This window comes from Bacillus sp. FSL W8-0770 (genome assembly GCF_038008705.1).
GTDB lineage: Bacteria > Bacillota > Bacilli > Bacillales > Bacillaceae_G > Bacillus_A > Bacillus_A cereus.
In genome coordinates this window covers 4361723-4374855 of record NZ_JBBOZR010000001.1, presented here as the reverse complement: position 1 = coordinate 4374855, position 13133 = coordinate 4361723, and the positions used below count along the sequence as shown (strand labels likewise).

Here is a 13133-nt window from a genome sequence, read left to right as displayed (position 1 = left end):
TTGGTGAAGGCTAATAATCAGTGGAAAATGCCCCACTGATTAAAGTTTCACTTTATGTTATAGTGGAATGATGGATTTTTCCTGCTTTTTCAGTATGTGAGTGACTGTGAAAGCTTGGTGTTGATGCTTCTACTATATGGTAAAAACTTCATTTTCTCTTCTTTTTATTTTACCTGTTTCTTATTAGAAAAGAAAGAAGAGACGACTGTTTTCAAAAATGTATACATGCTTAATTTTTTTTGGTGAAAGTCTCAGTTTGTCATTTTAAAATACATAAAAAATGAAGTGATTCATGTTGAATAGGCATCGATATAGCATGTATAACGATAGGTTTAAAGGTATTTTTGTTTGGAAATGAGTTCATTATTTTCAGAAAGGAAGTGCAAACATGATTAGTCAGTCAACGTTATTTTTATTCATACTACTTATTATAGGACTTATTGCTAAAAACCAATCGCTTACTGTAGCTATTGGTGTGTTATTTTTATTGAAGTTTACGTTTTTAGGAGATAAGGTCTTTCCTTATTTACAAACGAAAGGAATTAACCTAGGTGTAACGGTCATTACAATAGCGGTGCTCGTACCGATTGCGACAGGAGAAATAGGTTTTAAACAACTTGGAGAAGCGGCGAAATCTTATTATGCGTGGATTGCTTTAGCTTCAGGTGTAGCGGTCGCTTTGTTAGCGAAAGGCGGCGTACAATTGTTGACGACGGATCCTCACATTACAACTGCGCTTGTTTTTGGGACAATTATAGCGGTTGCGCTATTTAATGGGGTTGCTGTTGGTCCGTTAATTGGGGCTGGAATTGCCTATGCGGTTATGAGTATTATACAAATGTTTAAATAAGGAATTTTATAGTAATATAAAATTTTTGAATTCTTTCTGTTCACAAAAGTCAGATAATTGTTTATAATAGGATTAGAAACTTTGAAAAGTTACATAACAGCAGAGACTTTACACCAGATAAAATAAAAACAACATAAAACAATTTTATAATGATATTGTTTTATGTTGTTTTTATCATAAAACTCTTCGGAATGTATTTTCCTCACTAACTTGTTGTTTTGAGCGTGAGGATTCGGGGAGACATTCACGCTCATGCTTTCCATGTAAACAATGGACAATAAGAGGGGAACATCGCAACAAATTTGCATGATCGTGCATTTTGCTTGCCTAAAGAGTGAACGGGCGTTCATAATTCAAAAGGGGAGCAAATAGATATAAGGAGCAAGGTTGGGAGAATTTTCAGGAAAAGGAGAGAATGTCATGACTGTTATTCGAGGTTTAGAAGGGGTAGTAGCAACAACATCATCTGTGAGCTCTATTATTGATGATACATTAACTTATGTTGGGTATAATATTGATGATTTAGCTGAGAATGCTACGTTTGAAGAAGTAGTGTACTTATTATGGCACCGCAAGCTTCCTAATGAAAAAGAACTAGCGGAATTTAATGAAATTGTATCAGAATACTATAAAGTTCCAGGTGAGATTTTAACATATTTGAAACAAGTAGATTTAAAAATTGCACATCCGATGTCTGTTTTACGAACTGCAATTTCCATGCTATCATTATACGATGAGAGCGCTGAAATTATGGATGAAAAGTCCAATTATTTGAAAGCGGTTAAATTACAGGCGCAAGTCGGAACTTTAGTTGCTGCTTACGCGAGAATCCGTAAAGGTTTAGATATTGTTGAGCCAAGAAAGGATTTATCATTAGCTGCAAACTTCTTGTACATGTTAAATGATCGCGAGCCAAATGAAGTTGAAATTGAAGCTTTTGATAAGGCGCTTGTACTTCATGCAGATCATGAGTTAAACGCTTCTACATTTACTGCACGTGTTTGCGTAGCTACACTTTCAGATGTATATTCTGGTATTACAGCAGCAATCGGTGCATTAAAAGGTCCTCTTCACGGTGGGGCAAATGAAAATGTAATGAAGATGTTAACTGAGATTGGTGAAGAAGAAAATGTAGAGTCATATATTCATAATGCTCTTCAAAATAAAGTGAAAATCATGGGCTTTGGCCACCGTGTGTATGAGCAGGGTGATCCACGTGCAAAACACTTACGTGAAATGTCTAAGAGATTATGCGTGCTTTTAGGAGAAGAGAAATGGTATAATATGTCTATCAAAATTGAAGACATTGTAACAAAAGAAAAAGGTCTTCCACCAAATGTTGATTTCTATTCAGCTTCTGTATACCATTGTTTAGGAATTGACCATGACTTATTTACACCTATTTTTGCAATTAGCCGTATGTCAGGCTGGTTAGCTCATATTCTAGAACAATATGAAAACAACCGTTTAATTCGTCCGCGTGCTGATTATAATGGACCAACGCATCAAGTGTATGTTCCAATTGCACAACGATAAGCGAATAACACTATTTTGATAGTGAAAATACGCTTTCAAAAGTCTGATTTTTTCGGAAAGATGTAATGATTAGAATATTTTAATTTGACTAACGGTTTGAACTGAGGGGTTATTCCCTCAGTTTCATACATATGAAATTTCAAACATGGGGGTTATCACATTGACGACAGGTGAAAAAATTACTGTAACTAATGGTGTTATGAATGTACCAAACAATCCGATTATTCCATTTATCGAGGGAGATGGAATTGGTCCTGATATTTGGGCAGCTGCATCTCGCGTACTAGAAGCAGCAGTTGAAAAAGCTTATGATGGTGAGAAGAAAATCGTTTGGAAAGAAGTGCTTGCAGGGGAAAAAGCATTCAACCAAACAGGCGAGTGGTTACCAGAAGAAACTTTAAACTTAATTCGTGAATATTTAATCGCGATTAAAGGTCCACTTACAACTCCAGTTGGCGGTGGTATTCGTTCTCTAAACGTAGCACTTCGTCAAGAATTAGATTTATATGTATGTCTACGTCCAGTTCGTTATTTTGAAGGTGTTCCTTCACCTGTAAAACGTCCGGAAGATACTGATATGGTTATTTTCCGTGAAAATACAGAAGACATTTATGCTGGAATTGAATATGCACAAGGATCTCCAGAAGCAGAAAAAGTTCTTGCTTTCTTAAAAGAAGCAATGGGTGTTAATAAAATCCGCTTCCCAGAAACATCTGGTATTGGTATTAAGCCGATTTCAGAAGAAGGGACAAAGCGTCTTGTTCGTGCTGCAATTCAATATGCAATTAACGAAAAACGCTCTTCTGTTACATTAGTTCATAAAGGAAACATTATGAAATTTACAGAAGGTGCTTTCAAAAACTGGGGTTACGAAGTAGCGGAACAAGAATTCGGCGACAAAGTATTTACTTGGGCTGAATACGATCGTATTGTTGAAAAAGATGGTAAAGATGCAGCGAATAAAGCGATGGCAGACGCTGAAGTGGCTGGAAAAATCATCGTAAAAGATTCTATTGCAGACATCTTCTTACAACAAATTTTAACTCGTCCACGTGAGTTCGATGTTGTTGCAACAATGAACTTAAATGGTGACTATATCTCTGATGCACTTGCTGCACAAGTAGGTGGAATTGGTATTGCACCTGGTGCAAACATTAACTATGTGACTGGACATGCTATCTTTGAAGCTACACACGGTACAGCTCCAAAATATGCAGGTTTAGATAAAGTAAACCCATCTTCTGTTCTTCTTTCAGGTGTATTATTATTAGAACACTTAGGATGGAACGAAGCTGCGAAATTAGTAACTGCTTCTGTTGAGAAAACAATTGCTTCAAAAGTAGTAACTTATGATTTCGCACGCTTAATGGAAGGTGCAACAGAAGTGAAATGTTCTGAGTTCGCTAATGAACTTATTAAAAACATGGATGTAGCGATAATCAAAAACGCATAATTAAAGCGGGGGGTAAATTATGACAATCAAACGCAAGAAGGTTTCAGTCATCGGTGCAGGATTTACAGGAGCAACAACGGCATTCTTATTAGCACAAAAAGAACTTGCAGATGTTGTATTAGTGGACATTCCACAACTGGAAAATCCAACAAAAGGGAAAGCGTTAGATATGTTAGAAGCGAGCCCAGTACAAGGTTTTGATGCTAACATTATTGGAACATCTGATTACGCAGATACTGCTGATTCTGACGTTGTCGTTATTACAGCAGGTATTGCACGTAAGCCTGGTATGAGCCGTGATGACTTAGTAGCAACAAACTCTAAAATTATGAAAAGTATTACGCGCGACATTGCAAAACATTCACCAAATGCAATTATTGTTGTGTTAACAAATCCAGTTGATGCAATGACATATTCTGTATTTAAAGAAGCAGGATTCCCGAAAGAGCGTGTTATCGGTCAATCGGGTGTATTAGATACAGCTCGTTTCCGTACATTCATCGCACAAGAATTAAATCTTTCTGTAAAAGATATTACAGGATTTGTTCTTGGTGGACACGGTGACGACATGGTACCTCTTGTGCGTTATTCTTATGCAGGCGGTATTCCGTTAGAAACGTTAATTCCGAAAGAGCGTTTAGAAGCAATCGTAGAACGTACACGTAAAGGTGGCGGTGAGATTGTAGGCTTATTAGGAAACGGTAGTGCATATTACGCACCAGCAGCTTCTTTAGTTGAAATGACAGAAGCAATCTTAAAAGATCAACGCCGTGTATTACCGGCTATTGCGTACCTTGAAGGTGAGTATGGTTATAGTGACCTTTACTTAGGGGTACCAGTAATTCTAGGTGGTAACGGAATTGAAAAAATTATTGAATTAGAACTTCTTGCAGATGAAAAAGAAGCGTTAGATCGCTCTGTAGAATCTGTACGTAACGTAATGAAAGTTCTTGTTTAATAATTGAATAGTAGTGAAAAAGATTCGGGATTCCGAATCTTTTTCTACTATTTACCGAATTGTTTTTTTGAAATAATATGAAAACGCTATCATTTGTAATATCCTATAATGAAACTGTAGATTTATACTATACATTGCCCTCATCATAGTAAATTTCGGATAAGGTATCGCTTTTAGTAGGATAATAAGGTGAAAAAATCGGAGGGGGTTGTAACATGTTAAAGAAAAAAGTTCAAATTGGTCGTAAAATGGATGAAATTACAGTAGGAGAGAAATTATCTATCACTGAAAAAATTGAGGATAAAGATTTGTTATTGTACTTAGGGTTAACGAATGATGCCAATCCATTATATATTCAGCATGATTACGCATCCCAAACTCCGTATGAAAAGCCGATTGTACCAAGCATTATGCTAACGGGAATGATTACAACGGCGGTTACGAAATATTTACCGGGTCCAGGAAGTCATATTACGAGAAAGGACCTTACATTCGTGAAACATGTTCACCATTATGAAACGTTACAAATCCACTTTGAAGTTGTGGCTGTTTCTGAGGAGGAACATACAATTGATATGCTTGTATCTGCTCATGATGAAAAAGGAGAAACTGTTGTAAAGGGTTCATTAACAGTAACGCCACCTTATAAATCTGTTTCCATTATGGAAAAAGCATTAGATAACTTTTAAAAGATGAAAATAAAAATAGCGCTAGCATACCTTTAATAAGGATGCTAGCGCCATTTTTAGTTGAAAAACCCTTCTTTGAACCCTTCAGCAAATTCTGAGCAACCCGTTTTAATCGTATCCCAGCTAGGAGCGTTAAAAGCAAGGATACATGTGACTGCTAAAGATAGAATGGATAGTATTAGTCGCATAATAGACCTCCAAATATTATTAATTTATATATTAAGATTAATGATATTATTATCGGTAATTGAAGTCAATTAAAGGAGTGGTTTTTTAGGTGAGGTGGAAAAGAGAAGAGTGATCTTTGAAACGGTAAGAGAAGCTGAAGTGTGGGCAGACGGGTTTGTGAATGAAATGTACGAGAGAGTATTTGATGGATATGAAACACCAGATTATAAAATAGCGTATGCTTTATCTTTTCTTTTAGCGCAAAATTGAGAACTCAATATTCATACGGAAGTAGAATTTAATAACGATATGGAAGTATATAAAGTATGGATAACAAAACATAATTGAGGCGAACGTAATTGTTTTTAGGAATAACAATAGCACAATCCGAATCCATGAATAGACAATTATATTGAGAGGGACCTTGTTTTCTAGTATGATGAGAATAACGGGGAAAATACTAGGATGAAGAAGGTTTCAAGTCTATAACTTGGAGGAAAAGAATGAACAATCGTATTTTAGTAGTTGATGATGAGGAATTTATCTTAACTTTAATCGAATTTAATTTACAACAAGCTGGGTTTGAAGTTATAACAGCGATGGATGGAGAAATGGCGCTTCAAAAAGCGACAACAGAACGCCCAGATTTAATTATATTAGATTTAATGCTTCCGAAAATGGATGGTATGGAAGTGTGTAAAGAATTACGATTGCAGCGCGTTATGACGCCGATTTTAATGTTAACGGCAAAAGATGATGAGTTTGATAAGGTGCTAGGCCTTGAACTTGGGGCAGATGATTATATGACAAAGCCATTTAGTCCAAGAGAAGTTGTTGCTCGTGTGAAGGCAATTTTGCGCCGCACGAAATTACAACAAGAAGAACAAGTTGCAGAAGCGCCAGACGAAGATAGCATCACAATTGCAGAACTTAAAATTTTACCGGAGTTTTATGAGGCTTATTTCCAAGGAAGAAAGCTTGAATTAACACCAAAAGAATTTGAACTACTTGTGTATCTTGCGAAAAATAAAAGTCGCGTGTTGACACGTGATCAATTATTAAGTGCTGTATGGAATTATGATTTTGCTGGTGATACACGAATTGTTGATGTTCATATTAGCCATTTGCGCGATAAAATTGAACAAAATACGAAAAAACCGACGTACATTAAAACGATACGTGGTTTAGGATATAAATTAGAGGAGCCAAAAGGGAATGAATAAATTTCGTTCCAGGCTTCTTTTTACATTTGTTTCTCTTATTGTATTTATTTTAGTTGGACTAGGTTTATTACTAGAAACTGTGTTTGAAAACTACTATATAGATCATGCTAAAGAGAGAATGGTAAAAGAGACGGAGTATGTTGCGACGTTAGCAGAAGAGCAAGGTTTTAATAATGTCTTAAAAAATCCATACGTATTTGAAAAGTTAGAAGAAAAAATACCAGCTTCTATCGTATTTTTGGATGAAAAAAAGAAAGTTCAATATAGAAAAGGACAAGAATTGGCATTTAGTCCAGAGACGATTAAAGAACTTTCTTCGGAAGTGGCAAAACAACGAAGTAAAGTAATTACGAAAGAAACGGATCGAAAGAATGAATTTTATCATGCGGTGTTCGTTCAAGATGTAGAAGGAAAACAAGGATACATTTTGGTGAAAAGTATAATTGATCCTTTAAGAGACGTACATCAAAAAACGTGGGGATTATTAATTATCGGATTTGTCATTGCTTGTCTCGTAGTTGTATTTTTAGGTATGAAAATTACAGGGCAATATATTAGGCCAATTGAATCGGTTACAAAAGTTGCAATTGAATTGGCAAAGGGTAATTATAAAGCACGTGCATACGAAAGTCATTCGGATGAAACAGGAATGCTGAGTAAAGCGATTAATATTTTAGCACGAAATTTACAAGAGATGACACTTGAACAAGAAATGCAACAAGATCGTCTGCACACGTTAATTGAAAATATGGGAAGTGGAATGATTTTAATTGATAGCCGAGGATATATAAACCTTGTAAACCGCTCTTATAAGGAAACTTTCCACGTAACAGATGAAGAATATTTAGATCGCTTATATTATGAATCGTTTCATCATACAGAAATTATTGAGCTTGTAGAAGAAATCTTTATGACAGAAGTGAAAGTGCGTAAACAAATGTTATTGCCACTTGGAATTGAACGGAAGCATTTCGAAGTATATGGAGCACCGATTATCGGGACAAACCATGAATGGAAAGGGATTGTTCTCGTATTCCATGACATAACAGAGTTAAAGAAATTAGAACAAATGAGAAAAGACTTTTTAGCGAATGTTTCTCATGAATTAAAGACACCGATTACTTCTATTAAAGGTTTTTCAGAAACACTCTTAGACGGAGCGATGGATAATAAAAAATTCTGCGAACATTTCTTGCACATTATTTTAAAAGAAAGTGAGCGCATGCAAGGATTAATTGAAGATTTATTAGATTTGTCGAAGATCGAACAACAAGGATTTAAATTAAATATGGGAACCGTTGACATGAAGGGGCTGCTTGAAGATATTCATATGGTGCTTGATAATAAAGCAGGAGAAAAAGAAATCTCTTTACAAGTGAATGTATTAAAACGTGCCTCTGTTATTGGAGATCCAAGTCGTTTGAAACAAATCTTTATTAATTTAATTAATAACGCAATCGTATATACACCGGCTGGAGGCGTTGTTTCAGTAGAGTTAGCGGAAGATAAATATAATGCTTATATAAAAGTATCGGATACTGGAATTGGTATTAGTAAAGAGGAAATTCCGCGTATTTTTGAACGTTTCTACCGGGTGGATAAAGCAAGAAGTAGAAATACTGGTGGTACCGGCCTTGGATTGTCGATCGTAAAGCATTTAGTTGAGGCGCATCAAGGTACGATTACAGTAGATAGTGAAGTTGGAGAAGGGACAACGTTTACAGTTGTTTTACCGAAATCAGCAACTGAAAAATAGGATGAAGGATGTTTACAATATATTAACAATGGCTTAATTAAATATTAATAAAGCTCTGTTAATATAATACATGAAAACCCCTTCATCCAAGGAGTAATTTTGGACGAGAATAGTTAAGCTGTTCTCGTCACTTCCCTTTATGCCAATATAAGTCTGTTTTATATATGAAAGAAAATAGCCGTTATTTTTCTTCTCTCTATTAGTCATGTTAATATAGAGAGAGGAAAGGAACGGTTTTTTTCTGTGAAAAAAATCATTTCAAATTTGTATGGGGAGGTTTTAATTTTGGAAAAAAAGGTCGTATTAGTAGATGGTAATAATATCGCGTACCGTGCTTTCTTTGCACTACCGCTTTTAAATAACGACAAAGGTATACATACGAACGCAATTTACGGTTTTACAATGATGTTAATGAGAATATTAGAGGAAGAAAAGCCAACTCATATGTTAGTGGCGTTTGATGCAGGCAAAACAACGTTCCGTCATAAAACGTATAGTGAGTATAAAGGAGGGCGTCAAAAGACTCCACCTGAATTATCAGAGCAATTCCCGTTTATTCGTGAGATGCTGGATGCGTTCAATGTACCGCGTTATGAATTAGAAAATTATGAAGCGGATGACATCATGGGAACGTTAGCGAAAGAAGCGAGTGAGCAAGGGGCAAGTGTAAAAGTTATTTCAGGAGATAAAGATTTACTTCAACTTGTTTCTGATAACACGCTTGTATGTATTCCGCGAAAAGGGATTACAGAAGTGGATGAATATACGAAAGAAGCTTTATTTGAAAAATACAGCTTATCACCAAAGCAAATTATCGATATGAAAGGTTTAATGGGAGACCAGTCAGATAATATACCGGGTGTACCAGGAGTTGGTGAAAAAACGGCAATTAAATTGTTAACACAGTTTGGAACGGTTGAAGCGGTGTATGAAAATATAGATCAAGTAAGTGGGAAGAAATTAAAAGAAAAACTGGAAGAAAATAAAGAACAAGCTCTTATGAGTAAGGATCTTGCAACTATTATTACAGATGCGCCGATTACAGTTCATGTGGATGATATGGCGTATAAAGGATATGAAGCAAGTGATGTCATTCCAATGTTCGAGAGTTTAGGATTTACATCTCTTTTAAATAAATTAGGCGTTACGCCAGAAGAAACTGCTCCAGCTGAATTAGATGATATTACATTTGATATTGTGGAAGAAGTTACAGAAGAAATGCTTCAGCAAGATAGTGCGCTTATCGTTGAAGTACAAGAAGATAACTATCATAAAGCAGACATTCAAGGTTTCGGTATTCAAAATGAAAATGGATGTTACTTTATTCAGACAGACATTGCTCTTAAGTCAGATGCTTTTAAAGAGTGGCTTGCAGATGGAGAAATGAGAAAGCATACATTTGATGCGAAGCGTGCAATCGTTGCACTGAAATGGAATGGGATAGATATGCAAGGGATTGACTTTGATCTATTAATCGCTGCTTATTTACTTGATCCAGCTGATACGGATAAAGACTTCCGTACTGTAGCGAAAATGAAAGAAACGCATGCTGTGAAATCTGATGAAGAAGTTTACGGAAAAGGTGCGAAGCGTGCTGTTCCAAAGTTAGAGGTAGTAGCGGAGCATGTGGCTCGTAAAGTTCATGTATTATATGATGTAAAGCAAACATTCGTTGAAGAGTTAAAGAAGAATGAGCAATATGAACTGTTTACAGAGTTAGAATTGCCGCTTGCACGTGTATTAGCTGATATGGAAGTAAAGGGTGTAAAAGTTGATACAGAGCGTCTTCGTAATATGGGAGAAGAACTTGCGGGTAGATTAAAGGAAATGGAACAGGAAATTTATAAGCTTGCGGGAACAGAATTTAATATTAATTCACCGAAGCAGCTTGGTGTTATTCTGTTTGAGAACTTAAACTTGCCGGTTATTAAAAAGACGAAAACAGGTTATTCTACGTCAGCTGATGTACTAGATAAGCTTATGAATCACCATGAAATTATTCCAAATATTTTACATTATCGTCAATTAGGGAAACTAAATTCAACTTACATTGAAGGTTTACTGAAAGTTGTACATGAAGATTCATCTAAAATTCATACTCGCTTTAATCAAGTGTTAACGCAAACAGGTCGATTAAGTTCAACGGATCCGAACTTGCAAAATATCCCGATTCGATTAGAAGAAGGAAGAAAGATTCGTCAGGCATTTGTTCCGTCAGAAGAAGGATGGATTATGTATGCGGCTGATTATTCACAAATCGAACTGCGTGTATTAGCTCATATTGCAAATGATAAAGGGCTAGTTGAAGCATTCCAACATGATATGGATATTCATACGAAAACAGCTATGGATGTATTTGGCGTTGAAAAAGATGAAGTAACTTCAAATATGAGACGACAAGCGAAAGCTGTTAACTTCGGAATTGTATATGGTATTAGTGATTATGGTCTTTCACAAAACTTAGGAATTACAAGAAAAGCAGCAGCGGAATTTATTGAAAAGTATTTAGAAAGTTTCCCTGGTGTACAAGAATACATGGAGGACATCGTAAAAGATGCGAAACAAAAAGGATATGTGGCTACATTATTAAATCGTCGCCGTTATATTCCAGAAATTACGAGTCGTAATTTCAATTTACGTAGCTTCGCTGAGCGTACAGCGATGAATACACCAATTCAAGGTACTGCCGCAGATATTATTAAAAAAGCGATGATTATTATGGCGGATCGTTTAGAAGAAGAAGGATTACAAGCACGTCTTCTTCTGCAAGTACACGATGAATTGATATTTGAAGCGCCAAAAGAAGAAATTGAAAAATTAGAGAAGCTTGTACCTGAAGTAATGGAGCATGCAATTGAACTCGCAGTTCCGCTGAAAGTTGATTATTCTTACGGTCCAACTTGGTACGACGCAAAATAAGGAAGTGATGAAATGCCTGAATTACCAGAGGTTGAAAATGTCAGACGGACACTTGAAAATCTTGTAACAGGAAAAACGATTGAAGATGTTATTGTTACTTATCCAAAAATAGTGAAACGACCAGATGATGCAGAAATTTTTAAAGAAATGCTAAAAGGCGAGAAGATTGAAAATATAAAGCGAAGAGGTAAGTTTTTGCTTCTATATGTAACAAATTATGTTATTGTTTCACATTTGCGTATGGAAGGTAAGTTTTTACTACATCAAGAGGATGAGCCGATTGATAAACATACGCACGTCCGTTTTTTATTTACAGATGGAACGGAATTACATTATAAAGATGTGAGAAAATTTGGTACGATGCATCTCTTTAAGAAAGGTGAAGAAATGAACCAAATGCCTCTTGCTGACTTAGGTCCGGAGCCATTTGATGCGGAATTGACAACGCAGTATTTACAAGAAAGATTGCAAAAGACGAATCGTAAAATAAAAGTTGTGTTATTGGACCAGCGTCTTTTAGTAGGGCTTGGAAATATATATGTAGATGAAGTTTTATTCCGTTCTCAAATTCATCCTGAACGAGAAGCGTCGTCTTTGACAGTGGAAGAAATTGAGCGAATTTATGAGGCTACCGTTACAACGCTAAGCGAAGCGGTGAAGCGTGGCGGAAGTACAATTCGAACGTATATCAACTCACAAGGGCAAATTGGTTCGTTCCAAGAACTCCTAAATGTATACGGAAAAAAGGGAGAACCGTGTGTAACTTGCGGTACGATATTAGAAAAAACAGTTGTTGGCGGACGAGGAACGCATTACTGCCCAATTTGTCAGCCTAGAATATAGAAAAGAGATAACATCGGATAGGCATTTGTCATATACATACAGCAGAGCTATGTATAAGGGAGGAGCTTACCGATGTACCTTTATTTATCTCTTATTTTATTAGCTTTTACATTAAGCTTGGATAGCTGTAGTGTAGGGCTAACATATGGTTTAAGAAGTGTAAGAATTCCACTAAGATCAATTATAATTATCGGAATGTGTTCAGCGGCTGTTATGCTTGTTTCAATGGGAATTGGACATATGATCGCGAAAGTATTTTCACCTGTTATCGCAACGCGTATCGGTGGGCTTGTTCTTATTGGAATAGGGATTTGGGTATTATATCAATTTTTTCGAAGTGAGAAAAAAGAAGAACCGAAGCAAGAGGAGAAGGTCTGGAAATTAGAGATTGCCTCGCTAGGGCTAGTGATTCAAATTTTAAGGAAACCGACTGTAGCAGATTTTGATAAATCAGGCACCATTTCTGCAGGAGAAGCATTGCTTCTTGGTATCGCTCTTTCTGTAGACTCATTTGGTGCCGGAATTGGTGCATCTTTATTAGGGTATGCACCCGCTATGATGGCGATATTAGTTGCAATTATGAGTTCTTTGTTTTTATTTATTGGAATGAAACTTGGAACGGTTTTATCGAATATGAAGTGGTTACAAAAATTTACATTCCTGCCTGGAGTATTACTCATTATTATTGGAATTTGGAAAATGTAAGTATGGGCGTGGAACATTAGTTTCGCGCCTTTT

At 36.0% G+C, this 13133-nt stretch carries 11 protein-coding genes and 1 pseudogene; 11 read left to right on the top strand and 1 reads right to left on the bottom strand.

All coding sequences use genetic code 11. The features are described 5' to 3' along the window. Window positions 1-388 precede the first annotated feature (388 nt). The 5 genes from NST27_RS22490 to NST27_RS22470 all read left to right on the top strand — a co-directional run bounded on the left by NST27_RS22490 (window position 389) and on the right by NST27_RS22470 (window position 5486). Entirely contained in the window at window positions 389-850 is a 462-nt protein-coding gene (locus NST27_RS22490; protein ID WP_000625507.1) for a DUF441 domain-containing protein, read from the top strand. 387 nt (window positions 851-1237) lie between these two features. Further along, entirely contained in the window at window positions 1238-2386 is a 1149-nt protein-coding gene (gene citZ / locus NST27_RS22485) for a citrate synthase (protein ID WP_000503652.1), read from the top strand. Window positions 2387-2546: 160 nt separating this feature from the next. Then, on the top strand, window positions 2547-3839 hold the full coding sequence (icd, locus tag NST27_RS22480; protein WP_000206898.1) for an NADP-dependent isocitrate dehydrogenase: 1293 nt from the start codon (window positions 2547-2549) through the stop codon (window positions 3837-3839). 19 nt (window positions 3840-3858) lie between these two features. Continuing rightward, complete coding sequence (gene mdh, locus NST27_RS22475) at window positions 3859-4797, top strand: malate dehydrogenase (RefSeq protein ID WP_000153232.1); 939 nt, start codon at window positions 3859-3861, stop codon at window positions 4795-4797. 215 nt (window positions 4798-5012) lie between these two features. Then, window positions 5013-5486 carry a MaoC family dehydratase gene (locus NST27_RS22470; RefSeq protein ID WP_000914181.1) on the top strand — a complete coding sequence of 158 codons (474 nt, stop codon included), beginning with the start codon at window positions 5013-5015 and terminating at the stop codon, window positions 5484-5486. A 56-nt stretch (window positions 5487-5542) separates the two neighbouring features. Here NST27_RS22470 and NST27_RS22465 read toward each other — a convergent pair whose 3' ends face one another. Continuing rightward, window positions 5543-5674: a hypothetical protein gene (locus NST27_RS22465; RefSeq protein ID WP_001237022.1), complete on the bottom strand. Its 132-nt coding sequence runs from the start codon at window positions 5672-5674 to the stop codon at window positions 5543-5545. 89 nt (window positions 5675-5763) lie between these two features. On the opposite strand from NST27_RS22465, the pseudogene NST27_RS22460 reads away from it, so the two are divergent. From NST27_RS22460 to ytaF, 6 genes and pseudogenes are all read left to right on the top strand, one after another. Then, window positions 5764-6002: pseudogene (locus NST27_RS22460) on the top strand (hypothetical protein). 155 nt (window positions 6003-6157) lie between these two features. After that, on the top strand, window positions 6158-6877 hold the full coding sequence (phoP, locus tag NST27_RS22455) for a two-component system response regulator PhoP (protein ID WP_001065220.1): 720 nt from the start codon (window positions 6158-6160) through the stop codon (window positions 6875-6877). Then, complete coding sequence (gene phoR / locus NST27_RS22450) at window positions 6870-8633, top strand: sensory box histidine kinase PhoR (RefSeq protein WP_001032108.1); 1764 nt, start codon at window positions 6870-6872, stop codon at window positions 8631-8633. Before phoP ends, phoR begins: the two co-directional genes overlap by 8 nt. A 285-nt stretch (window positions 8634-8918) precedes the next feature. After that, a complete protein-coding gene (gene polA / locus NST27_RS22445; protein WP_000412803.1) occupies window positions 8919-11552 on the top strand; it encodes a DNA polymerase I in 2634 nt (877 codons plus the stop codon). 12 nt (window positions 11553-11564) lie between these two features. Next, entirely contained in the window at window positions 11565-12395 is an 831-nt protein-coding gene (gene mutM, locus NST27_RS22440) for a DNA-formamidopyrimidine glycosylase (protein WP_001114477.1), read from the top strand. A 72-nt stretch (window positions 12396-12467) separates the two neighbouring features. Next, window positions 12468-13100: a sporulation membrane protein YtaF gene (ytaF, locus tag NST27_RS22435; protein ID WP_000281743.1), complete on the top strand. Its 633-nt coding sequence runs from the start codon at window positions 12468-12470 to the stop codon at window positions 13098-13100. Window positions 13101-13133 lie beyond the last annotated feature (33 nt).

Coding starts and splice junctions, on each gene's coding strand:
- NST27_RS22490 (WP_000625507.1), top strand. CDS start 389: ATGATTAGTCAGTCAACGTTATTTTTATTCATACTACTTATTATAGGA.
- mdh (WP_000153232.1), top strand. CDS start 3,859: ATGACAATCAAACGCAAGAAGGTTTCAGTCATCGGTGCAGGATTTACA.
- NST27_RS22470 (WP_000914181.1), top strand. CDS start 5,013: ATGTTAAAGAAAAAAGTTCAAATTGGTCGTAAAATGGATGAAATTACA.
- NST27_RS22465 (WP_001237022.1), bottom strand. CDS start 5,674: ATGCGACTAATACTATCCATTCTATCTTTAGCAGTCACATGTATCCTT.
- phoP (WP_001065220.1), top strand. CDS start 6,158: ATGAACAATCGTATTTTAGTAGTTGATGATGAGGAATTTATCTTAACT.
- phoR (WP_001032108.1), top strand. CDS start 6,870: ATGAATAAATTTCGTTCCAGGCTTCTTTTTACATTTGTTTCTCTTATT.
- mutM (WP_001114477.1), top strand. CDS start 11,565: ATGCCTGAATTACCAGAGGTTGAAAATGTCAGACGGACACTTGAAAAT.
- ytaF (WP_000281743.1), top strand. CDS start 12,468: ATGTACCTTTATTTATCTCTTATTTTATTAGCTTTTACATTAAGCTTG.